This window comes from Sphingobacteriaceae bacterium GW460-11-11-14-LB5 (genome assembly GCA_002151545.1).
In the GTDB taxonomy this organism is placed as follows: Bacteria; Bacteroidota; Bacteroidia; order Sphingobacteriales; family Sphingobacteriaceae; genus Pedobacter.
In genome coordinates, this window is record CP021237.1 from 43,961 (window position 1) to 66,277 (window position 22,317).

The 22,317-nt window shown below is 40.5% G+C and carries 21 protein-coding genes; 19 read left to right on the forward strand and 2 right to left on the reverse strand.

The genetic code is table 11. The features are described 5' to 3' along the window. Positions 1-4: 4 nt before the first annotated feature. Genes CA265_00175 through CA265_00185 form a run of 3 tightly spaced genes read left to right on the forward strand, consistent with a single transcriptional unit; the run spans position 5 to position 4,034 of the window. A complete protein-coding gene (locus CA265_00175; protein ID ARS38191.1) occupies positions 5-1,381 on the forward strand; it encodes a hypothetical protein in 1,377 nt (458 codons plus the stop codon). A gap of 39 nt (positions 1,382-1,420) precedes the next feature. Next, positions 1,421-2,542 (forward strand): hypothetical protein, encoded by a 1,122-nt coding sequence (locus CA265_00180; GenBank protein ARS38192.1) that lies wholly within the window; start codon positions 1,421-1,423, stop codon positions 2,540-2,542. A gap of 4 nt (positions 2,543-2,546) precedes the next feature. Further along, positions 2,547-4,034 (forward strand): hypothetical protein, encoded by a 1,488-nt coding sequence (locus tag CA265_00185; GenBank protein ARS38193.1) that lies wholly within the window; start codon positions 2,547-2,549, stop codon positions 4,032-4,034. A gap of 92 nt (positions 4,035-4,126) precedes the next feature. On the opposite strand, the gene CA265_00190 is transcribed toward CA265_00185, so the two are convergent. Beyond that, a complete protein-coding gene (locus CA265_00190) occupies positions 4,127-4,720 on the reverse strand; it encodes a hypothetical protein (protein ARS38194.1) in 594 nt (197 codons plus the stop codon). 141 nt (positions 4,721-4,861) lie between these two features. Beyond that, a complete protein-coding gene (locus CA265_00195; GenBank protein ID ARS38195.1) occupies positions 4,862-5,197 on the reverse strand; it encodes a hypothetical protein in 336 nt (111 codons plus the stop codon). A gap of 123 nt (positions 5,198-5,320) precedes the next feature. Between CA265_00195 and CA265_00200 the strand changes: the two genes are divergently transcribed. The 16 genes from CA265_00200 (at position 5,321) to CA265_00275 (ending at position 22,171) form a co-directional block, all read left to right on the forward strand. After that, positions 5,321-5,926: an N-acetyltransferase gene (locus CA265_00200; protein ARS38196.1), complete on the forward strand. Its 606-nt coding sequence runs from the start codon at positions 5,321-5,323 to the stop codon at positions 5,924-5,926. Between the two features lie 19 nt (positions 5,927-5,945). Next, positions 5,946-7,046 (forward strand): acetylornithine deacetylase, encoded by a 1,101-nt coding sequence (locus CA265_00205; protein ID ARS38197.1) that lies wholly within the window; start codon positions 5,946-5,948, stop codon positions 7,044-7,046. 640 nt (positions 7,047-7,686) lie between these two features. Continuing rightward, on the forward strand, positions 7,687-7,764 hold the full coding sequence (locus CA265_00210) for a potassium-transporting ATPase subunit F (GenBank protein ID ARS42828.1): 78 nt from the start codon (positions 7,687-7,689) through the stop codon (positions 7,762-7,764). 39 nt (positions 7,765-7,803) lie between these two features. After that, positions 7,804-9,516, forward strand: a complete 1,713-nt coding sequence (locus tag CA265_00215) for a potassium-transporting ATPase subunit KdpA (protein ID ARS38198.1) — start codon at positions 7,804-7,806, stop codon at positions 9,514-9,516. 88 nt (positions 9,517-9,604) lie between these two features. Beyond that, the gene (locus CA265_00220; protein ARS38199.1) at positions 9,605-11,632 is read left to right on the forward strand and encodes a potassium-transporting ATPase subunit B; all 2,028 of its coding nucleotides are present in this window, start codon (positions 9,605-9,607) and stop codon (positions 11,630-11,632) included. An 84-nt stretch (positions 11,633-11,716) separates the two neighbouring features. Next, positions 11,717-12,277 (forward strand): potassium-transporting ATPase subunit C, encoded by a 561-nt coding sequence (locus tag CA265_00225; GenBank protein ID ARS38200.1) that lies wholly within the window; start codon positions 11,717-11,719, stop codon positions 12,275-12,277. Between the two features lie 160 nt (positions 12,278-12,437). After that, positions 12,438-13,508, forward strand: coding sequence for a hypothetical protein (locus tag CA265_00230; protein ARS38201.1), 1,071 nt, complete (start codon positions 12,438-12,440; stop codon positions 13,506-13,508). A 150-nt stretch (positions 13,509-13,658) separates the two neighbouring features. Beyond that, the gene (locus CA265_00235; protein ID ARS38202.1) at positions 13,659-13,907 is read left to right on the forward strand and encodes a hypothetical protein; all 249 of its coding nucleotides are present in this window, start codon (positions 13,659-13,661) and stop codon (positions 13,905-13,907) included. A gap of 5 nt (positions 13,908-13,912) precedes the next feature. Continuing rightward, the gene (locus tag CA265_00240; protein ID ARS38203.1) at positions 13,913-15,043 is read left to right on the forward strand and encodes a histidine kinase; all 1,131 of its coding nucleotides are present in this window, start codon (positions 13,913-13,915) and stop codon (positions 15,041-15,043) included. Between the two features lie 78 nt (positions 15,044-15,121). Continuing rightward, positions 15,122-15,484 (forward strand): hypothetical protein, encoded by a 363-nt coding sequence (locus tag CA265_00245; protein ID ARS38204.1) that lies wholly within the window; start codon positions 15,122-15,124, stop codon positions 15,482-15,484. A 203-nt stretch (positions 15,485-15,687) separates the two neighbouring features. Further along, entirely contained in the window at positions 15,688-16,482 is a 795-nt protein-coding gene (locus tag CA265_00250) for an oxidoreductase (protein ID ARS38205.1), read from the forward strand. Positions 16,483-16,640: 158 nt separating this feature from the next. Further along, a complete protein-coding gene (locus CA265_00255; GenBank protein ID ARS38206.1) occupies positions 16,641-17,462 on the forward strand; it encodes an alpha/beta hydrolase in 822 nt (273 codons plus the stop codon). Between the two features lie 226 nt (positions 17,463-17,688). Then, the gene (locus tag CA265_00260) at positions 17,689-18,738 is read left to right on the forward strand and encodes a hypothetical protein (GenBank protein ARS42829.1); all 1,050 of its coding nucleotides are present in this window, start codon (positions 17,689-17,691) and stop codon (positions 18,736-18,738) included. A 62-nt stretch (positions 18,739-18,800) separates the two neighbouring features. Continuing rightward, on the forward strand, positions 18,801-19,466 hold the full coding sequence (locus tag CA265_00265) for an RNA polymerase sigma-70 factor (GenBank protein ARS38207.1): 666 nt from the start codon (positions 18,801-18,803) through the stop codon (positions 19,464-19,466). Between the two features lie 9 nt (positions 19,467-19,475). Continuing rightward, entirely contained in the window at positions 19,476-20,435 is a 960-nt protein-coding gene (locus CA265_00270; protein ARS38208.1) for a hypothetical protein, read from the forward strand. Then, a complete protein-coding gene (locus tag CA265_00275) occupies positions 20,435-22,171 on the forward strand; it encodes a hypothetical protein (protein ID ARS38209.1) in 1,737 nt (578 codons plus the stop codon). The genes CA265_00270 and CA265_00275 overlap by 1 nt, the downstream gene beginning before the upstream one ends. Positions 22,172-22,317: the final 146 nt, after the last annotated feature.

Consider the following 22,317-nt stretch of genomic DNA (forward strand, 5'->3'; position numbering starts at 1 on the left):
AATCATGAAAAAAATATATAAAAATTTCTTTTATAAAATGTTAATGATCGGAACAGTTTTAACTGTTTCATCCTGTAAAAAATTCGTAGAATTGGGTGCTCCGCCGACACAAATTTTATTTGAGGATGCATTTAAAACAGATGCATCTGCACAGAGTACCATATTGGGCTTATATTCTTCCGGTACATCGGCAACAGGTATTATTTTAAATTCAACTATACTTTCAGGCCTGTCTGCAGATGATCTTCAGTATAATTCTACTGATGCTGTTCTGCAGGAATTTGCAAATAATGCATTAACCAACACGAATAGTACGGTAGCCAACTTTTGGGCATCGTATTATGGTTTTGTTAAAAATTGCAATAATGCAATTAGTGGCCTAACCGCTTCAACAAGTTTAACCCCGGGTGTTAAAAACCAGTTATTGGGCGAAGCAAAATTTATGCGAGCCCTTGCCTATTTTTATCTGGTAAACTTATATGGCGATGTACCCTTACCGTTAAAGGATGATTATTCAGCTTTCGAAAATGCAACCTTACCCAGAACAGCCTCAGCTCAGGTTTATGCACAGATTGTGAAAGATTTAACCGATGCACAAAGTTTATTGCCTCCTGCCTATACCGGAACATTTAGGGCGCGAATTAATAAGTATGCCGCAACCACTCTTTTGGCACGTGTTTACCTTTATCAAAAAGATTATGTTAATGCAGAGGCTCAGGCTACTCAGGTAATTAGTGCCGGTGTTTATAGCTTACCAACGCCTGATGCTGCCTTTGTAAATAATAGCAATGAAATTATCTGGCAAGTTGCAAATACAACAGGTGTTTCGATTTATGGTGGCGTTTATGTGACAACAGCAACAGTAGTTCCGGCATTTTCACTGGCAGATGCAACATATCAAAGTTTTGAATCCATTACTGATTTACGAAGAACTGCCTGGGCTACACCAAAAACCATTTCAGGAAAAACCTACTATGGCATCAGCAAGTATAAATTCGGAACAGGCAGTGGCAACGAGTATAATGTTGCTTTAAGGTTTGCGGAGCTTTATTTAATCCGTGCAGAGGCCCGCGCACAGCAAAACAATCTTTCAGGAGCAAAAACTGATATCGATATGGTGAGAACCAGAGCAGGATTAGCAGGTGTAAGTGCGGCTTTAGATCAGTCACAAATGTTAACGGCTATTGAACAGGAACGAAAAGTAGAGCTTTTTGGCGAGTGGGGACATCGCTGGTTAGATTTAAAAAGAACTGGTCGTGCAAATGCAGTAATTAGCTCATTAAAACCAACCTGGAAATCAACTTCCATTTTATTTCCAATTCCGCAGACACAGATTCTTGTTAATCCTTCGTTAACACAAAATCCAGGTTATCAAAATTAATTATCGGGAGCCGGTTTGGCTCCCATAACGATATCAATCATGAAAAAGACAATGAAATTAATAGCAACAGCTGCCTTAGTTATCTTGGTTGCAACTGCTTTTAGTCCACAAAGAGGATATAAGTTAACGGGTAAGATAAAAGGGATAGATAAAGGATTAATTTATCTTTTGCACAATATTGGAGATCAGGAAATTAAAGATTCTGCTGTTATTACCAATGGGGGTTTTGCCTTTAGTGGTACAGTACCGGAGGTTAAAATGTATACCTTAAAACTTAAGGGAGGGAAGCAACAAAAAAACTTCTTTTTAGAAAATAAAAGCATTTCAATAGTTGGCGACAAGGATTCGTTGTTTATGGCCAAAGTAACCGGTTCGCCTGAAACTGATATTTATTTTGGTTTTTATAATGGTCCATGGAAATCGATAACATCAAAAGCTGGTGATATTTACCGCCGTTTGGATAGTGCAAATCAAAAAGGTAAAGTAACCTTAAGTCCGGAACAGCGAAAATCATTTGATGATGAATTTAAAGCACTGGATGTACTTAATCAAAATGCAGTAAGAACTTATGTAAAGGCACACGCCTCTTCAGTAGCAGTTGCTGCAATTGTGGAAGACCGCTTTATTAATTATCCATATCCGGAACAGGCAGCAGCCATGTATGCGTTATTTGATCCGGCAGTTAAGGCTTCATATTATGGAAAAGCCATTGAAGCCAGTTTAGCATTAACCAATAAAACTGCTCCGGGAAAACTGGCTCCCGATTTTGTAATGAATGATGTGGATGGAAAACCACTTAAACTTTCGGCACTGCGCGGGAAATATGTTTTAGTCGATTTTTGGGCTAGCTGGTGCGGCCCCTGCCGTAAAGAAAATCCGAATGTGGTGGCAGCCTACAAAAAATACCATGATAAAGGCTTCGAAATTTTAGGGGTATCGTTACATAGCAAAAAAGAAGCCTGGCTGAAAGCAATTAATGATGACGGTTTAACCTGGAAACATGTTTCTGAACTTAAAGGCTGGTCGAATACTGCTGCAGCATTATATGGCGTAAAATCGGTTCCCGCTAGCTTTTTATTGGATAAGGATGGAAAAGTGCTTGCAAAAGATTTACGTGGAGAAGAATTGAACAATACATTATCAAACCTATTTAAAGATTAATCACATGAGCACATTAAATATGAATAAAAAAATGTTAGGATTACTTTCTCTCATCATTTTAGGAAGTATGAGTGGTTTAAAAGCGCAGACCAAAGCTGTTGATACAACCAGGATATATCTAGACAAACTGGTGGCCTCGAAAGAACCTGCCGATAAAGCACTGCTGGCAGCCAAATTGCAAAAGCTAGCCGCTGCGGATCAGGAAAAAGATGTTGACCTGGCCATTAACTACTATTACCGTTTGAAAAATGTAAAAGCTTCCGATTCGCTGGTTCAGGTGGAGTTGCAAAAATTCCCTAAAGGCGCAAGGGCGAGGGGACAGGAAGCCAGCAAAATTTATGATGAGAAGACGGCAGTGGATAAAGAAAATGCCTATAAAATCTGGATTAAAAAATTTCCGGTTTCAGGTTCTGGAGAAGAATTGATTGTGTACGATTATGCGGTATCGGCTATCGCTTCTGAATATGCAAAAGAGAAAAATGCAGCAAAGGCCATTGAATACATCAGTAAACTTCAGGTAGACTTTTGGAAAGGAAATGGATATGGTGGTATCGCTGAAACCTTTTACAAAACCGGCGATTTAAAAAATGCAGCGGTATACTATAAAAAAGCGATGGAAAGTGCCAAAGTTTATTATGATGGTAAATTGCCTGACGAAAACTCATCGAAATTTGCCGCATCGGGTTACCCAGGTTTAACCATGACCTATGCAGGTATTCTTTATGAGCAAAAAAAGTATAACGAAGCGCTGGTATATGCTGATCTGGCTGCTAAAAATCCAAAAACAGTTTCTCCGAGATCGAATTTCCAATACGCCAAAATATTAATGGCCTTAAATAAAAACCAGGAGGCCTATGCTAAATTGGAAGAGGCTGTAAAATCGGGCAAAGCCAATGATGAAATGAGTAACACCTTTAAAACACTTTACATCAAGGTAAAGGGCAGTGATGCTGGTTTTGATGCCTATGCCGCTGAAATCAGGAAAGGGATTCTGGCCAATCTACAGCAAAAGCTAAATAAGGAAATTATCAATAAACCTGCCGTAGATTTTACTTTAACCGATATTAAAGGAAATAAAGTTACCCTCAGCAGTTTAAAGGGTAAGGTGGTCATCCTTGATTTTTGGGCTACCTGGTGTGGGCCATGTAAGGCTTCTTTTCCTGCCATGCAAATGGCTGTTAATAAATATAAGGAAGATCCAAACGTGAAATTTTTATTTATTCATACCTGGGAAAAAACAGCCACACCCACTCAGGATGCCAGCGATTATATTAACGCGCAAAAATATAGTTTCGAGGTGCTAATGGATATCAAAGATCCTGATTCGAAAGTGAACAAGGTGGTTACCGATTATAAAGTGTCGGGAATTCCTTCCAAATTCGTGATTGATCCTGCGGGAAACATCAGATTTAACCTTATGGGTTTTGATGGTAGCAATGAAGCTGCAGTAGACGAAATTTCGATGATGATTGATATGATAAAAAAAGGTTAAACCTTTAATTTACCTGATTTTTAACCCTGTACAAACAACTGTACGGGGTTTCTTTTTTTGAAGGATTTTGATTCCAATTTAAATTATTGGATTTAACCATTTTCTATGGATACCTGAATGTCGCGCTTTTCGGTTTTATGCAGCGCTTTGCTTCTGATCCTGCTTAAGGTTTCCAATCTCATTCCTAAATAGCTTGCCAGATAACGAAGCGGTATTTTGTTTAAGTCTACTTTTCTGCTCTCTGCCAGCTTTTGGTACCGCCGCAATGCATTGGGTATTCTGGCCAGTATCGATCTTTCAGATGCCGCATAATAGTGTACCGCCAGCAATTTCCTTCCTATAATATTGGCTTCTTCGAAATGGGCATATGCATAATCGATTAATGTATAGGGAATGCGGGTCAGTTCACAATCTTCCAGGGCCTGTAAATATTCTACAGAGTGCTTAGCTTGTAAATCAGGATGGCGGATAGCCCCTACAATATTATTCCCAAAGCAAAACCAGGTGGTAATATCTTTAGTACCATCTTTTACAAAACCGCGAACAATACCACTATTTACAAAGTAAAGTGCTGCATTACTATCAACAGGAGAAACAATGTGTTTATTCTTCCTAATGCTTACCAATGTGCAATGTTTTTCGTACTGGGCAATAAGGCCGCCAGAAAGCTTATGGTATTGTTCCATATACTGGATAAGTGGCCGTACAAAAGAACTGGTGCTAGAATTGAGCATAATGTTATAAACTTTAGGTTCAGAGAGGGATCTTTTTAAGATAAATAACCACTTGCTATTTCATAATATACAAAATAATCTGAAAACTTGCATTTAAATAAGTAATAATACATGAAGATTGGTTGCGGTAAGCCCATGTATCATTTTTTCGATTTTAAATTCTACCAGGTCGCCGATATTAATATTTTCATTAAGGGTTGCTAGACAAAATGCGATTTCCTGTTCATTTTCATCTCGTATAAATCCAAGGCCAACCGATTGATCGATTTGTATTATCGTGCCTTTCCTCATGGTATGTCTGTTTAATTTTAATGGACATACGTTTAATGCAGCAACAAAGTTTTTTAGTATGATTAATGCGCCGGATGGCAAAATGGGGCGATAGATTGCCATAATGAAATTAATCCTTCCATTTTGGTAAGGTACCAATCCTATGTGGTCCCCGAAGAAAAAAAATAATGGCCCCTATGATTGTTTAAACTGCTATTTAGGTATTCATACTGGTTTGGGGCATTTCCTTTGTGATTGGCCTGGCATGAAATTTAAATCATAATGGATAACCACATCATTTTTGTGCGCATTGCCGATCAGGACGATGCACATTACGCAGAAGAAATTATACAGGAAACAGAACAATCTGCCATTGCAAGGGGTTCAGGCATTGCCAAAAGAACCTTAGCATCGGTAATTGAGAAAATGGCTGCCGGCAAGGCGGTTATTGCCTTAACCAATACAGGCGAGTGGGTAGGTTTTTCCTACCTCGAAACCTGGGAAGATGAACGCTTCGTTTCCAACTCAGGACTTATTGTTGCACCGAAATTCCGAAATTCAGGGGTAGCCAGGTCCATCAAAAACAGAATCTTCAAAATGTCGAGAAGATTGTATCCTCATTCAAAAATCTTTAGCATTACCTCTGGCCCTGCAATTATGCGGATGAATGCCAAACTTGGTTTTCTTCCGGTAAGTTTTGCCGAGATCACCCATGATGAGCATTTCTGGGAAGGTTGCAAAAGCTGTGTGAACTACGACATTTTAACACGCAAGAAAAAATGCAATTGTCTCTGTACCGCGATGCTTTTCGATCCTGAATACTTTTCTGATGCACAGCCCGTAGTTTATCAGCATGCTGAGATCTACCAGGAAATCACTTATTCTTAAAACGACTAAACACATTGTTATGAATACGATCAGTAAAATAAAACTTACCGAAGGTCCTGATCTTAACCACCTCTATCAGGAATCACTCGAACTCCTTTCCTCATTAATCTCTATTCCTTCCATCAGTGGCGATGAAATGCTGACCGCCGATCAGATCGAAACTTTTTTAAACCTTCAGGGCATTAATACTTTTAGGAAACACAACAACATCTGGTGTTACAATAAATATATGGACGCTTCAAAGCCAACCATTCTGTTAAACTCTCACCACGATACCGTTAGGCCTAATGAACAATATACCAGAGATCCTTTCAGTCCGATTATAGAGGAAGAAAAAATATACGGGTTGGGTAGTAACGATGCCGGAGGACCGCTGGTTGCTTTAACCGCCACCTTCCTGTACTTCTTTGAACGAAAAGACCTTTCGTTTAACCTTTGTCTGGCGGCAACTGCCGAAGAAGAAACCTCAGGAGAATTGGGTATCCGCAGCATATTACCTGATCTAAAAGAAATATCTTTTGCCATTGTAGGCGAACCTACAGGCATGCACATGGCCATTGCCGAAAAAGGCTCGATGGTAATCGACTGCGTTTCGAAAGGTCGCTCAGGTCATGCAGCAAGGGAAGAAGGTGATAATGCCATTTACCATGCGCTTAAAGATATCGACTGGTTTAAAAGTTATCTGTTTCCCATCATGGATGATCAACCGCAGCCTGTGAAAATGACGGTAACTGAGATCAGGGCGGGTATCCAACACAATATTGTTCCGGCCGAGTGCAGCTTTACGGTAGATATCCGTTTCGATCATAACTATAACGAAAGAGAAATCGTAAATACCATTATTAACCATACCTCATGCCATTTTACGGTGCGGCCAAATGTATTAAAACCATCATTTATCGATATGTTACATCCGGTGGTAGTAAGCGGACTGTCACTAGGCAGGAAAACTTACCTTTCGCCAACAAGCTCAGATCAGGGCTGGCTGGATATGCCATCGGTTAAAATGGGGCCAGGTAATTCTGCACGTTCTCATACCGCCGATGAATTTATCGGTATTGAAGAAATAGAAGAGGGGATTGATATTTACATTAGTTTGCTTGAAGGGCTGAAGCTGTGATTGTCATCCTGAACGGATCTAGTCTACTAGTCTTAGCGTCGCGCTAAGACTAACTTTTTTGCTACCCCCCTCTCTAAAAGGATCGTCATCTCGACTGAAACGCAGTAAAATGGAGAGATCTAATCTTGCATAAAAGACCCTGAAACAAGTTCAGGGTGACGACTCGCCCTATTTAGTCTTAGCGTCTTTACTAGTCTTAGCGTCGCGCTAAGACTTTTGTTTTTTTGCCACGGAGATTCAGAAAATATGGATTACATGTTGAGGTCTTAGCGAGACGCTAAGACCAGGGTTTAGCAATCTTACAACGATTGCTATTTTCAAACTCTTAAAGATTGCTTCCCCGAAAGGTCGGGACGGGCTGTCGTTCCTCCTCGCAATGACGAATTCAGTTTTCCCACAATGAAAAAAACCTTTCCAAAATGGAAGGGTTTTTTAATGCCTGATTTTTCTATAATAATATCTTATGTATGTAATTAATTGTAAATCAATTGATTGACTGTATTTTCTCTTTTATGGTACAAGAGTTGGCTAAGGGTATACAAAATCATTACAATCATGACAATACTAATTTTTTTAATCCTCATCCTGCTCTGCTGGGCTACTTACAAATCAATCGACTGGTTCGAAAAAATCTAACATTATGATCGCATTATTCATTATCGCCATCGCCGTATTTATCTATATGATCTACGTGCTGATCAAACCCGAAAAATTTTAATCCTGTCTCCTTTAGGGAGCGCAATTAACAAATCAAAAAATGAACACTGAATTAACAGGCATTATTGCCACATTCCTGCTCACCCTGGTCATCGCAATACCATTGGGTAAATACCTGGCTAAGGTTTTTGCAGGAGAAAAAGTCTGGACAGATTTTTTAAGACCATTGGAAACGGGTATTTACAAGCTTTCCGGAATTAACATTAAAGAACAGATGAACTGGAAACAGCAGTTAAAAGCACTGCTTACCATTAATATACTATGGTTGTTTTACGGCTTTTTTGTACTCATCTTCCAGGATAAACTTCCATTCAATCCGGATGGAAATCCCGGGATGACTCCGGATCTGGCCTTTAACACGATTATCAGTTTTGTTGCGAACTGTAACCTTCAGCACTACTCAGGCGAGAGTGGCGTAAGTTACCTCACCCAGCAATACGTACTGATGTTTCTTCAGTTTGTAAGTGCGGCAACCGGTATCGCCGCTGCGGTAGTCCTTTTTAAAGCCTTTAGAGATAAAACAACTACCGAACTGGGCAACTTCTGGGAATTCTTTGTCAAATCAATCACCCGTTTATTATTGCCATTATCACTTGTAGTTGCCTTAATTTTAACTTTTAACGGCACACCTGCAAGTTATGAGGGTAAAGATCAGTTTATTTCGCTGCAAGGCGATACTGTTCATGTTTCGAGAGGACCAGCAGCTCAAATGATTGCCATTAAACATTTAGGTACAAATGGTGGTGGTTATTTTGGGGCTAATTCAGCACATCCTTTTGAAAACCCAAGCTACTTAACCAACATGGTGGAAATGATGGCGCAAACGATTATCCCTTTAGCGATGATCATCGCCTTTGGTTATTTTATCCGCAGGAAAAAACTAGCCTGGACCATTTTTGGCGTAATGACCATTGGTTTGTTCATGCTGCTTTTACCCACTTTAAGTTCAGAATTGGGCGGAAATCCGGCCCTGGCCAAAATGGGTATCTCGCAAACTACCGGCGCAATGGAAGGTAAAGAAGTACGTTTCGGACCTGCAGCCACCGCCTATTGGAGTACACTTACCACGGTAATCTCTACCGGATCGGTAAACGGAATGCACGACAGTACGATGCCTTTAACAGGGTTATGGCAATTATTGGCCATGATGATCAACTCCTTTTACGGCGGTTGTGGTGTAGGTTTATTGAATTACTTTATTTATCTGATAGTTGCTGTATTTATTTCAGGCTTGATGGTGGGCAGAACGCCGGAGTTTCTTGGACATAAGGTTGAAGCCCGGGAGATCAAAATTGCAGCCATTATTACGCTGTTGAGTCCGTTTTTAATCCTCGCCGGAACTGCAATTGCCAGTTACATTTTTACCAGTCATGGCGACGCCGCCTGGGCGGTACAGCCAAAAAACTGGCTCAATAATCCTGGTTTTCACGGTTTCTCTGAGATGTTGTATGAAATGACTTCATCTAATGCCAACAACGGATCGGGGTTTGAAGGATTGGGCGATAACAATATTTTCTGGAACTTATCTACCGGTATTGTGATTTTCCTTGGTCGTTTCCTGCCGATTATCGGACCTGTTGCGATTGCTGGATTATTAGGCGCTAAAAAATTCATTCCTGAATCTGCAGGTACACTTAAAACAGATACTAAGACCTTTGCCCTAATGACTTTCGCGGTAATCATCGTGTTAAATGCACTTTCTTATTTCCCTGCTCTGGCTTTAGGCCCCTTGGCAGAATATTTTACTCACTAAGATGGGAAAGGTAAGAGGGATGATGGAAAATGAGTATTAAGCCCTCCATCATCCTTCACACATCTTCCATTACACATAAATAAATAATATGAAACCCAATAATAAATTGTTCGAACCTGCCCTGGTGCAGACCGCGCTAAAACAATCTTTCATCAAACTCGATCCACGGGTAATGGTTCGCAACCCGGTTATGTTTACCGTTGAGATTGGAACACTGGTTATGGCATATGTTACAGTGTATTCTTTCAACCATAACGGACAAGGATCGCCATTATATAATTTCTTCATCTTTTTAGTTTTATTGCTTACCGTGCTGTTTGCAAATTTTGCCGAAGCCATTGCTGAGGCAAGAGGTAAGGCACAGGCCGATAGTCTCCGTAAAACAAGAGAGGAAACACCAGCAAAAGTGCTTTTGGCCAACGGAACTATCGAAATCCGTTCGTCCAACCAGTTAAAAAAAGGCGATGTGTTTATTTGCGAAGCAGGAGACACCATCCCAACTGATGGAGAGATCATCGAAGGTATTGCTACTATCGACGAATCGGCCATTACCGGGGAATCTGCCCCTGTAATCCGTGAATCTGGAGGTGATAAATCATCGGTAACCGGTGGAACAAAAGTTTTATCTGATGAGATCAAGGTTCAGGTGAGCACTGCTCCCGGCGATAGTTTTTTAGATAAGATGATTGCTTTGGTTGAAGGTGCATCGCGTCAGAAAACACCAAACGAGATCGCCTTAACCATTTTGCTGGCCAGTTTTACGCTGGTATTCATTATTGTTTGCGTAACCTTAAAACCATTTGCCGATTATGCCAATACACCAATTACCATTGCGGCACTGATCTCTCTTTTCGTTTGTTTAATTCCAACCACTATTGGTGGATTACTATCAGCGATTGGTATCGCCGGAATGGACAGGGCATTGAGAGCTAACGTAATCACCAAATCGGGTAAAGCCGTAGAAACTGCAGGCGATATTGATGTACTGCTTTTAGATAAAACCGGAACCATTACGATTGGTAACCGTAAAGCCACTAATTTTTATCCAACTGCTGGCGTAAACATTAAAGCTTTTACCGATGCCTGCTTACTGAGCTCATTAGCCGATGAAACCCCTGAGGGGAAATCAATCATCGAGTTAGCCGCTGAGCAGGGCATTAAATCTACCGGAACACCACAGGGATCTACTTTCATCAAATTTACCGCCGAAACCCGCTCAAGCGGTTTAGATACGGCCGACGGAAGAAGGATTAGAAAAGGTGCTTTCGATTCGATCAGGAATATTGTCGAGAAAGCTGGGAATATTTTCCCTTCCGATATCGAAAACCATGTAAAGGCCATTGCTACCAATGGAGGAACACCACTTGTGGTATCTGAAAATGAGAAAGCCCTTGGCGTAATCGAATTGCAGGATATCATTAAACCTGGAATTAGCGAGCGTTTCGAACGCCTCAGGAAAATGGGTGTAAAAACCGTAATGGTTACCGGTGATAATCCTTTAACGGCTAAATATATTGCGGAGAAAGCAGGTGTGGACGATTTTATCGCTGAGGCCAAACCAGAGGATAAAATGAACTACATCAAGGATGAACAGGCGCTGGGCAAGCTGGTTGCCATGATGGGGGATGGTACTAACGATGCGCCCGCCTTGGCCCAAGCCGATGTTGGTGTAGCCATGAACAGTGGAACACAGGCTGCAAAAGAGGCCGGTAATATGGTCGATTTAGATAACGACCCTACTAAACTCATCGAGATTGTAGAAATCGGTAAACAACTGCTCATTACACGAGGTACGCTGACTACTTTTTCCATTGCGAATGATGTAGCTAAGTATTTTGCCATCGTTCCGGCTTTATTTATCGCTTCAATTCCTGCCTTGCAAAGCCTGAATATTATGGGACTGCATTCACCAGAATCGGCCATCATGTCGGCCGTGATTTTTAATGCCATCATTATTCCGATCCTGATCCCGCTGGCCCTGAAAGGTGTGGCTTATAAACCGATCGGTGCAACCGCTTTATTACGCAGGAATCTATTCATATATGGCATTGGTGGGGTAGTTGCTCCATTTATAGGCATTAAAATAATCGATTTATTGGTTGGCTTATTTGTGTAAAGAATCCTGTCACGTTGAGTTTGTCGAAACACAATAACAAAAGTACTTCGACAGGCTCTGGATGACAATAAAAATAAAAATAAAATGAAAAAGTATATCATTCAATCCATCCGCTTAACCCTTGTACTGTTGGTACTGTTATGCGTAGTATATCCCATCAGTGTGGCCTTTATCGGTAAAATGTCTAAAGGAAACGGTGGAGGAGAAAAAATCACCAAAAATGGTAAAACAGTTGGTTATGCGCTGCTGGGTCAATCTTTTACCAAACCAGAATATTTCTGGGGAAGGCCATCAGCAGTGGCTTACAATGCAGCAGGTTCTGCAGGTTCTAACAAAGGCCCGTCTAATCCTGATTATTTAAAAGAGGTGCAGTCGCGTATCGATACTTTATTGAAATACAATCCGGGCATCAAAAAATCAGATATCCCTGCCGATATGGTTACTGCATCAGGAAGCGGGCTTGATCCAAATATTTCTGAACAGGGTGCTGCCCTGCAGGTGGCAAGAGTGGCTAAGGCAAGGAAAATAGAGGAGAAAAAAGTAAAAGAACTAATTGCCATGAATACCCTAAAACCCTTTATGGGCATGTTCGGTCCATCATCGGTAAATGTGTTGAAACTAAACCTTGCCCTTGATGAACTTTAATTAGTGGTTTAGCGAGAAAACGTCATCTCGACCGTAGTGGAGAGATCTTTGAAAATTCATTTAATGAGATCTCTCCATTCCGTTGCACTTCAGTCGAGATGACGATCACGCCAGGCTTTACCCAATAAAAACAATCAGATAAAATAAATAGAAAATACAGATGAAAAAATTATTATTACTAGCCGCTGCAGTTACCACTACATTCTTCGCGAAAGCACAGGAAGAACCTAAAATTAAAGTAAGCGGTTACCTTGAGGCCTATTACGGATATGATTTTAACAAACCTGCCGATCATAACCGCCCGGGTTTTATTTATTCGCACAACCGTGCGAACGAGGTAAATTTAAATCTTGGTTTTATTAAAGCGGCCTACGATAGTGGAAATATCCGCGCCAATTTAGCGGTAATGGCCGGAAGCTATGCCAATGCAAACCTTGCTGCGGAGCCAGGCGTATTAAAAAATATTTTTGAAGCCAATGCAGGCCTGAAATTATCGAAATCGGAAAACCTTTGGATTGATGCCGGAATCTTTTCTTCACACATCGGTTTTGAAGGTGCAGTTTCAAAAGACTGCTGGGTACTCACCAGAAATATCTCTTCAGAGAACACCCCTTATTACGAATCGGGTGCGAAAATTAGCTATGGAACTAAAGATGGCAAATTTACAGCAACAGCACTTTACCTCAACGGGTGGCAGCGCATTACCCGCCAGAATGGAAATGATAAACCTGCAGGCGGACTTCAGCTGAGCTGGAAACCAACAGATAAGATCACCGTAAACTACAGCAATTATCTTGGAACGGAAGGCATTGATTCGGTTAGGGTAAACAGATTTTACCACAATGTTTATGGTATCTTCCAGCTTACCGATAAATTTGGCGTAACTGTTGGATTTGATTACGGAACGCAGCAAAAACAAAAAGGAAGTGATGATAAAAACGAGGTGATCTCACCTGTTGCAATCCTGCAATATAAATTTGCTCCGAAATGGGCTGTTGCCGGAAGATTCGAATATTATGAAGATAAAAATGGAATCTTTGTCGCTACCGGAACGCCCAATGGCTTCAAGACAAAAGGCTATTCGTTAAACCTTGATTATGCACCAATATCAAATGCGGTGATCAGGATAGAAGGAAAAGCCTACGATAGCAAGGACAAAATCTTTGCAAGGGATGCAGCAGCGGTAAATGCCAATGCCACCCTTACGGCCAGTATCGCCGTATCGTTTTAGGAAGAGTCAGTTCGTCATTTCGAGCGGAGCACCGCGTAGTCGAGAACCACGAAGTGCTCAGCAAAGCTAAATCTAATGCAGATCTCTCCATTCAGCTGCGCTTCAGTCGAGATGACGACTGATATTTTAAATACTCTTAATATTAAAACAATGCATCCATACATAGAAATCCTGTTCAGCATTTTTTTGGCTATACTGGGCACGTTGATGATCAGAAAGCTTAGTGCTTTGAAAAACAGCAGGAGTAGCAAAATCAAAAGAAGTTATGCAACAGAAAAGCAGAACAAGCTGCTTTCCAGGAAGATTTCACTTAAATTTATGTTGGTATTGTTTACGCTTATGATGGTGATCGCCGTTACCATATTGATAGAAAAAAGAATAATGACCGTTACCTGGTAAAGATCATGGAAGAAGAACAAAAAGAAGAATCGGTCAGGCACTTTTTGGATCTGGTTAAAAAATCCAGGCGTGGAAAGCTCAAGATTTATATTGGCATGAGTGCCGGTGTGGGCAAAACTTACCGTATGCTCCAGGAATCGCATGCCTTACTGCGGAATGGTGTAGACATTTGCATCGGTTATGTTGAAACCCACAAAAGAGCAGAAACAGAAGCGCTTGTTGCTGGTCTTCCCATTATTCCGCGACGGAAAATCTTCTATAGGGGCAAAGAAATAGAGGAAATGGATCTCAAGGGGATCATGAACCGCCATCCTGAGATTGTTATTGTTGATGAACTGGCCCATAGCAATGCCGAAGGCAGCAAAAACACCAAACGTTGGCAGGATGTTTTCGATTTGCTCGAGGCAGGAATCAGCGTCATTTCGGCCGTAAATATCCAGCACCTGGAAAGCATTAATGAAGAAATTGAACAGATTACCGGAATAGCGGTTACCGAACGTATTCCGGATAAGATACTGGAGATAGCTGATGAAATCGTAAACATCGACCTTACAGCAGACGAATTGGTTACCCGCCTTAAAGAAGGCAAAATTTACGATCAATCAAAAATCGAAAGGGCACTCGGCAATTTTTTCCAATCTGATAAAATCCTTCAATTGCGCGAACTGGCCTTAAAAGAGGTGGTGCACCAGGTAGAACGGAAAATCCAGACCGAAATTCCAAAATCAATTAAACTCCGGCCTGAACGTTTTTTAGCCTGCATTTCTTCTAACGCCGAAACCGCAGGGGTAGTAATCCGGAAAACAGCAAGATTGGCTTCCTATTACCGATCGCCATGGATTGTATTGTATGTGCAGAGCGATAGTGAAAGCATGGAACGCATAAAACTTGATAAACAACGTCATCTGATCAATCATTTTAAACTGGCTACCGAACTCGGGGCCGAAGTGATCAAAGTAAAAAGTAATGGCATCACCAAAACCATTATCGATGTGGCTACCGAAAAGGAAATTACCACCATTTGCATCGGCAAACCCCATCTTAATATTTTTCAGGTCATCCTGCGTACCGCAGTTTTTAATGGTTTGCTGAAGAATCTGGCGATGAAAGATATCGACCTGGTTATCCTTTCTTAAAATAATAAGGGCTGGTTACATCATTCTCAAATTAATCAAAACCATATCCCTTTATGCGGGGTTGAAATAATAGAACTTATGGAAAGCGATATGGAAAAAAAAGATACTCAAACACGTTTGATTAATGAGATTACCACTACTGGATTGCAAAGTGCGGCCAGGAAACTAGGTGCTTCGGCAAGTAAGGCTCAGATTAGGAAGGGTGTTTCTAAAAACATTAGTTTAATTGATGAATTACTGTGCATTGCGCTGATTAAAAACAAAGATTCGTCTAAAAGGGTACAACAGCGTATCGAGTTTGTTGGCCTGGGCGTTATTGCAGCCCATACCTTTTACCGCGGTTTTAAAAAGAAAAAAAGGTTATTGATTTTAGAAGGCGTTTTTCTCACAGCTGCGCTCGGAGGGGTAATATTGGCTACTCAGCTTAAAACCCTAAAGTAAAAGGTGAATTGATGAAACCATTTATTGAACAAACCTAATGCTGATCGTAAAATCATCAACGTACTGCAGAAATTTACTTTTACCCTTGCCTGGCTTCATTTTTAGCATATTTCTATGACACTTTTTAGCCAGAAAATTGTTCAGTTTGTATAACCCATAGGGCAATTGAAATTTTATCGTAAACATTATTTAAAAATCAAAAAATGGATTTACAGTTAAAGAATAAAACAGCTTTTATAAGTGGCTCTACAGCAGGTATCGGGTTTGCAATTGCCGAAAGTTTATTAAAAGAAGGGGTAAAAGTAATCATCAATGGGCGGTCGCAAAGCAGTGTAGATGATGCCGTGAAATCGTTGCAAGGTATTGCCGGAAACGAATTTATTTCAGGCATAGCCGCCGATTTTTCGAAAGCAGATGAAGTAAGCAACCTGATTGCTCAGCTTCCGGAGATCGATATCCTGATTAATAATGCGGGCATTTTTGAACCTAAAGCTTTTGAAGAAATTAGTGATGAAGATTGGTTTAGGTTTTTCGAAGTCAATGTGATGAGCGGAATCAGGTTATCGCGACAGCTTTTTCCTAAAATGTTAAAGAAAAACTGGGGCAGGATTATTTTTATTTCCAGCGAATCGGCCGTGTTTATTCCGGATGAAATGATCCACTATGGTATGACTAAAACTGCACAGCTGGCGGTTAGCCGTGGCCTGGCAGAATTAACCCAGGGTACGGCGGTAACCGTCAATTCAATTTTGCCCGGGCCTACCAAATCAAAAGGCGTTGGTGGTTTTATTGAAGATTTAGCCAAAAATGGAAACATCTCCATCGCTGAGGTAGAAGCCCATTTCTTTAAGAACATGAGGCCTACTTCATTACTGCAACGCTTTCTTGATGTGAGTGAAATTGCAAACGCCGTTACTTTTTATGTAAGTCCATTAGCCTCCGGAACCAATGGCGCTGCCATTAGGGTAGAAGGCGGCTTAGTAAGATCGATATTGTAATCGGTTAGGGATGATTTACGGGATCATATTAGGCTAATGAGCTTTTAATTTATTATTTTTAGGTTTTAATATTACGCCTCAGTTTTCATGGGGTGACTCATTCAAGAATCATTTTAACGTGCAAATCCAGAATTTTTTAACTACTAAAATCAAAAGCAATGAGTAAGATTACAGTAAAAGACGGAACCGAAATTTATTACAAAGACTGGGGAACCGGACAACCACTTTTTTTTCACCACGGTTGGCCATTATCTGGTGATGATTGGGATGGACAGATGATGTTTTTCCTTAAACAGGGTTACAGGGTTATTGCACACGATCGCCGCGGGCATGGAAGATCCAGTCAAACGGCTGAAGGGCATGAAATGGATACTTATGCCGCGGATGTGGCTGAGCTTACCCAGGCACTTGATTTAAAAGATGCCATACACATTGGCCACTCTACCGGTGGCGGAGAAGTGATTCGTTATGTAGCAAAATACGGAAAAGGCCGTGTAGCGAAAGCTGTGTTAATTAGTGCGGTTACACCCATAATGGTGCAGAACGAAAATAATCCTGATGGTATTCCACTTGCTGTATTTGATGAAATACGTGAAGGTACAGCTTTTAACAGACCGCAATATTTTCAGGATTTTACCATACCCTTTTATGGATATAACCGCGAAGGCGCAAAAATATCGCAGGGCGTTAGAGATAACTGGTGGCGTCAGGGCATGATGGGTGGTGTAAAAGCACATTATGATTGTATTAAAGCTTTTTCGGAAACTGATTTTACTGAAGACCTTAAAAGTGTAGATGTTCCAGTATTGGTGATGCATGGCGAAGACGATCAGATTGTTCCTTTCCCGCTTACAGGGGCAAAAGCCGTAAAACTCTTAAAAAATGGAACATTGATCTCTTATCCTGGTTTTCCTCATGGCATGCCAACCACCGAAGCGGCAACCATAAATAAAGACCTGTTGGCTTTTATCAAATCATAAACCGAAATAATTTTCCAATTAAAACAGAAGCCTTGAAATGTATTTTCAAGGCTTTTTTATTTCGCTTTAAGCTGGTTTCATGTGCGAATCAGCAAAGGTATTGATGGGTACGGAAATATTTTTTTTGCGGCACGTAGGGGTAAGTGCTGTATTGGTTGTCTCATTTTAAAATTAGACAGAAATGAATACAACTTCGACAAAAATTAAAAACAGCTTTTCCGCCAGCATCAGTTTCAAAAAAGCATCTGGTATTAAAGCATTAGGTTTAGCCATACTATTAAGCACGGGATTAAATGGTTTTGCACAAGAAGGCAAAAAAAATAAAGTAAATATTGGTTTGGTATATCCTGTAAGTACGAACGGAACCCACGCGGCGCTGGATACAAATGTATTTTCTTTAAATGCATTGGTTGGTGTTTCAGCAGCAGAAAAAGGGCTCTCCTTCGCAGGGCTCTCTAATATTGTGCGTAAAAATGCAAGCGGAACACAGTTTGCAGGTTTTTCTAACCACATTGGTGGACAAGCAAGTGGGGCACAATTTGCGGGTTTTATCAATACTTATGGTGGTGGAAATGGGGCTGCAATTGCAGGTTTCGCCAATATCTCAAAAGAAAACAGTGGTGCTCAGCTGGCAGGTTTTATGAACTGGACTTCGAAAAATGTTTCAGCCGTACAGGTTGGAGGTTTTATGAATAAAGCGGGTGATGTAAAAGGATCGCAAATTGCAGGTTTTATCAATGTGGCTAAGAAAGTGAAAGGCGTACAGCTTGCGGGTTTTATTAACGTGGCCGATAGCAGCGATTATCCGATTGGGATTATCAATATTGTTAAAAATGGCGAGAAAAGTATAGCCTTAACCACCAACCAGAATTTAACTACGATGGCCACATTCAGATCGGGTGGGAAAGTATTGTATGGTATTATTGGTGCAGGTTATAATTTTAAGAATAAAGAAGAAGTTTACGCTTTCGAAGCCGGTTTAGGGGCTCATTTTTTTCAGTCAGAACACTTTAGGTTAAATGCAGAACTTACCGCCGGCTCATTGCAAAACTTTAAACGGGGCAATTATTTCAAATCTACCTTTCAATTATTGCCTTCACTTAGGATAGGTCCTAATTTAGAAATATTTGCGGGTCCGTCGTTCAATTTTGTATCAACCAATACAGAAGAAGGAAAAACCTTACAGAAACACTACGTAAAAAGTTGGGACAGAAAAGACAATACTTTACATGCCCTGTTTTTAGGTTATACAGGTGGTTTGGCAATTAGTTTTTAAGATAAATGATTGAATGAGTGAGATTTGAATGATTGAATTGGTGCACGAGTTAACATTCGGTTATGCTATCATTCCATCCTTCAGTCATTCCCTTATTCAAAATTCAAAAATTAATAAACATATATTTGACTACAATTAAACCCGTGGAATTAACAGCAGTAGCTTCCGGAATTACAGATCAATACCATGATGATGCCGCATTTGAGCATTTGTTCAAAACGCATTACCATGCGCTGCACGCTTATGCTCAGGTGATTTTAAAAGATGAAGATGTTGCAGAAGAAATTGTTCAGGGAATGTTCTTAAAGTTTTGGGAAAAAAGGGAAAGCCTTAAAATACAATCTATAAAAGCATATCTCTACAAATGTGTTTACAACGATAGTTTAAACTACATTAAACAGGAAAAAACCAAAAGCAAATATCAGGAATTTACGGTACACAGCATGAATACAGAACATGAACCTGCCGCTGCAAAAGTAGAATTTACTGAGCTGCAGCAGCATTTAAGAGATGCCTTGAACCATTTGCCCGAGCAATGCCGCACCATTTTTCAAATGAGCAGGTTCGAAGAATTGAAATACCGCGAAATTGCCGATCATTTAGGTTTATCAATCAAAACGGTAGAAAATCAAATGGGAAAAGCGTTAAGGATTTTAAGATTAAAACTGGCTGATTTTCTGGTGTTTATTTTACTTGGATTATGGTATTATAATGATTTTTTTAATTAGAAGAAGCGCATGACTGATGAATTATTGATAAAGGTTCTTCTAAAAGAAAGTACTGAAGAAGAAAACGAAAAGGTAGAAAAGTGGTTAAATGCTGCCGAAGCCAACAAAAAACATTTCTCGGAGCTGGAAACCATCTGGCAGGTAAGCAACACCCTAAAAAACGAAAACAAGAGGGACGAAGAGCAGGCATGGACAAGTTTTAAGGCGAGAAGAGCAGATTTAAAACCACAGAAGGAAAACATCAGGCCCTTAAATGCCGGTAAAGTGTGGCTAAGGATTGCTGCGGTATTGTTTATTGCCCTGGGCGGATGGATCGCCTACAGTTTATATGGTCCGGGAAAATATACTGAACTCACCGCTACCGCTCAGGTTCGTACGGAAACCTTACCTGATGGATCAGCACTTACCTTAAACAAGAATACCAGAATAAGTTATGTCGCTAACTTTAAAAACAACAGAAAACTGAAATTAGAACAGGGTGATGTGTTTTTTGATGTAGCGAAAGATAAAACACATCCTTTTGTAATCGATATCGAAAAGATAAGTGTAGAAGTAGTGGGTACCTCATTCAACATTAAACATCTTAAAGAGGATACTGAAATTAATGTAGAAACCGGCATTGTGAAGGTTTGTCTGGCCAATGATGTGATTAAACTTTATAAAGGCGAGAAAATTATCATTAATGGCAATACCCGTAAACTGGTAAAAGAACAAAGTACCGATCAGCTTTACAACTATTACCGCAGCAACTTGTTCCAGGCGAATAACATTGCTTTATCCAAACTGGTAAATGCCTTGAATGAGGCCTATGGAAGCAACATCACTTTGGATGAAAAGATTAAGGGCTTAACCATCAATACCACATTAAAAATGGGATCGATCAACCAGAACCTTTACATTATCTGCCAAACCTTAAATTTACAGTTATCCCGTAACGGCAACACCATTTTGTTGTCTGATAAAAAATAATGAAGACAAGACTAATTATTTTATTGCTCTTTATTTCGGGCTATTGTAGCGCGCAGGTTACTACGGTCGATTACAGACGGAATTTGTCAAAAGGAGTAAGCCTGAATGTTAAGCAAGAAAAGGTTGGCAATGTTTTGCAGATGTTAAGCAAAGCCGGCGGATTTTATTTTTCTTATAATGGTGTGCTGTTCAGGCAGGATAGTCTGGTGAACCTGAATGTGAGAAATGTGCCGGTGCGTGAGGTTTTAGATCATCTGTTTGATGGTAAGGTAGATTATAAAGAAAATGCCGAATATATTATTTTACGCTATGCTGTAAATCATTTAACCATAGAAGCGGAACATATTGCTAATGGCGACAATGAATATGCAATAAGCGGTTATGTGGTTGATACCAGGACAGGGAATAAAGTGAAGCAGGCCAGTGTTTACGAAAAAAAACTGCTTCAGGCTGCGCTTACAGATAACAGTGGTTATTTTACATTACGTTTTAGAGGCGAGCACAGTGGTGTCATTTTAACGGCAAGTAAAGAAACCTATCGCGATACCGCCCTGGTTTTTTTGGCTGATATCAATATAAAACCCGGAAAATACGAAGATCCGGATAAAGAGAAAGGTGCATTTTTCTCCAATACTTTTGGCGGAAGGGGAATATGGCGTTTTTTGCTTTCATCAAAGCAACGCATCCAAAACCTGAATATCCCCGATTTTTTAGCGCAGACGCCTTTTCAGGCATCGTTTACGCCTGGCTTAAGCTCGCACGGTAGTATGAGCTCCAGTGTTGTGAACAAAGCATCGTTAAATATCCTTGGTGGTTATACCGCCGGAACAAATGGTTTTGAAATCGCTGGTGTGTTTAACTTAACCAAAGGGGATATTAAAAAGATTCAAATGGCAGGTTTGTTCAATGTCGTAGGCGGATCGGTAAAAGGTACGCAGTTGTCGGGGGCATACAATGATGTAAACCTCAATATGGATGGAGTACAGGTGGCTGGTTTGTTAAACAGAGTAGAAAGTAATGTCAGGGGTTTGCAATTGGCCGGGGCAGGCAACATCGCAGGTAAAGATGTTAAAGGAGCGCAGGTAGCCGGATTGATTAATGTGAGTAAGAATACCACTGGCGTTCAGCTGGCAGGGGTATTGAATAAAACCTCGGGGCGTTTAAAGGGTATGCAGCTTTCCGGATTGGTTAACCATGCTCAAAACATGGATGGTTTTCAGCTTGGCGTGGTTAACCTGGCTGATTCCTCCTCAGGGGTTAGTATCGGTTTAATCAACTTATCCGATAATGGCTACCGTAAAATAACCGTGTATAGCAATGAGCTAATCAATACCAACATCGCTTTTAAAACCGGAAATGCCAATCTATACACCTTATTAATTGCGGGTAAAAATTTTTCAGATACTGCCCGGCTATTTACTTTTGGATTAGGCCTTGGTCATGACTTTATCTTAAACAAACGCTTCTCCGTGGCCGCTGAGGGCACCATCCAATCGATATATCCTGGCCGTGTTGAAGAAGCAAATACCCTATACAGGCTACAAACACACCTGCAGTTTAATGTTTTGTCGAGGCTTGCTTTTTTTGCCGGACCAGCTTATTCGTATTACGTAAAGGGCGAGGCAATTCCTGGTGAAACAGATCAAAAAGAAGTGGCTCCTGCCTGGCATCGTCGCTTTAAAAATGGCACTCAAGGTTGGCTAGGCTGGAACTTCGGCCTTACGGTTTCATTGTAGGAACAGTATTTTACTGGTTTCGCTGTTTGAATTATGGGGCATTTTCTGTAATATTGATTAAGTTCATTTTATTTATGCCTTTGAAAATTTATCGTTTTTATCTGTTGACAGGTATTTTCCTGCTGATCTGTTTTGCCGTTCGGGCT

Excerpts from the sequence above, each read along its gene's own strand:
- CA265_00250 (ARS38205.1), top strand. The coding sequence starts at position 15,688 with ATGGATTTACAGTTAAAGAATAAAACAGCTTTTATAAGTGGCTCTACA.
- CA265_00265 (ARS38207.1), top strand. The coding sequence starts at position 18,801 with ATGCTATCATTCCATCCTTCAGTCATTCCCTTATTCAAAATTCAAAAA.
- CA265_00220 (ARS38199.1), top strand. The coding sequence starts at position 9,605 with ATGAAACCCAATAATAAATTGTTCGAACCTGCCCTGGTGCAGACCGCG.
- CA265_00235 (ARS38202.1), top strand. The coding sequence starts at position 13,659 with ATGCATCCATACATAGAAATCCTGTTCAGCATTTTTTTGGCTATACTG.
- CA265_00205 (ARS38197.1), top strand. The coding sequence starts at position 5,946 with ATGAATACGATCAGTAAAATAAAACTTACCGAAGGTCCTGATCTTAAC.
- CA265_00185 (ARS38193.1), top strand. The coding sequence starts at position 2,547 with ATGAGCACATTAAATATGAATAAAAAAATGTTAGGATTACTTTCTCTC.
- CA265_00255 (ARS38206.1), top strand. The coding sequence starts at position 16,641 with ATGAGTAAGATTACAGTAAAAGACGGAACCGAAATTTATTACAAAGAC.
- CA265_00175 (ARS38191.1), top strand. The coding sequence starts at position 5 with ATGAAAAAAATATATAAAAATTTCTTTTATAAAATGTTAATGATCGGA.
- CA265_00240 (ARS38203.1), top strand. The coding sequence starts at position 13,913 with ATGGAAGAAGAACAAAAAGAAGAATCGGTCAGGCACTTTTTGGATCTG.
- CA265_00180 (ARS38192.1), top strand. The coding sequence starts at position 1,421 with ATGAAAAAGACAATGAAATTAATAGCAACAGCTGCCTTAGTTATCTTG.
- CA265_00275 (ARS38209.1), top strand. The coding sequence starts at position 20,435 with ATGAAGACAAGACTAATTATTTTATTGCTCTTTATTTCGGGCTATTGT.
- CA265_00225 (ARS38200.1), top strand. The coding sequence starts at position 11,717 with ATGAAAAAGTATATCATTCAATCCATCCGCTTAACCCTTGTACTGTTG.
- CA265_00200 (ARS38196.1), top strand. The coding sequence starts at position 5,321 with ATGGATAACCACATCATTTTTGTGCGCATTGCCGATCAGGACGATGCA.
- CA265_00270 (ARS38208.1), top strand. The coding sequence starts at position 19,476 with ATGACTGATGAATTATTGATAAAGGTTCTTCTAAAAGAAAGTACTGAA.
- CA265_00190 (ARS38194.1), bottom strand. The coding sequence starts at position 4,720 with ATGGAACAATACCATAAGCTTTCTGGCGGCCTTATTGCCCAGTACGAA.
- CA265_00245 (ARS38204.1), top strand. The coding sequence starts at position 15,122 with ATGGAAAGCGATATGGAAAAAAAAGATACTCAAACACGTTTGATTAAT.
- CA265_00210 (ARS42828.1), top strand. The coding sequence starts at position 7,687 with ATGATCGCATTATTCATTATCGCCATCGCCGTATTTATCTATATGATC.
- CA265_00230 (ARS38201.1), top strand. The coding sequence starts at position 12,438 with ATGAAAAAATTATTATTACTAGCCGCTGCAGTTACCACTACATTCTTC.
- CA265_00215 (ARS38198.1), top strand. The coding sequence starts at position 7,804 with ATGAACACTGAATTAACAGGCATTATTGCCACATTCCTGCTCACCCTG.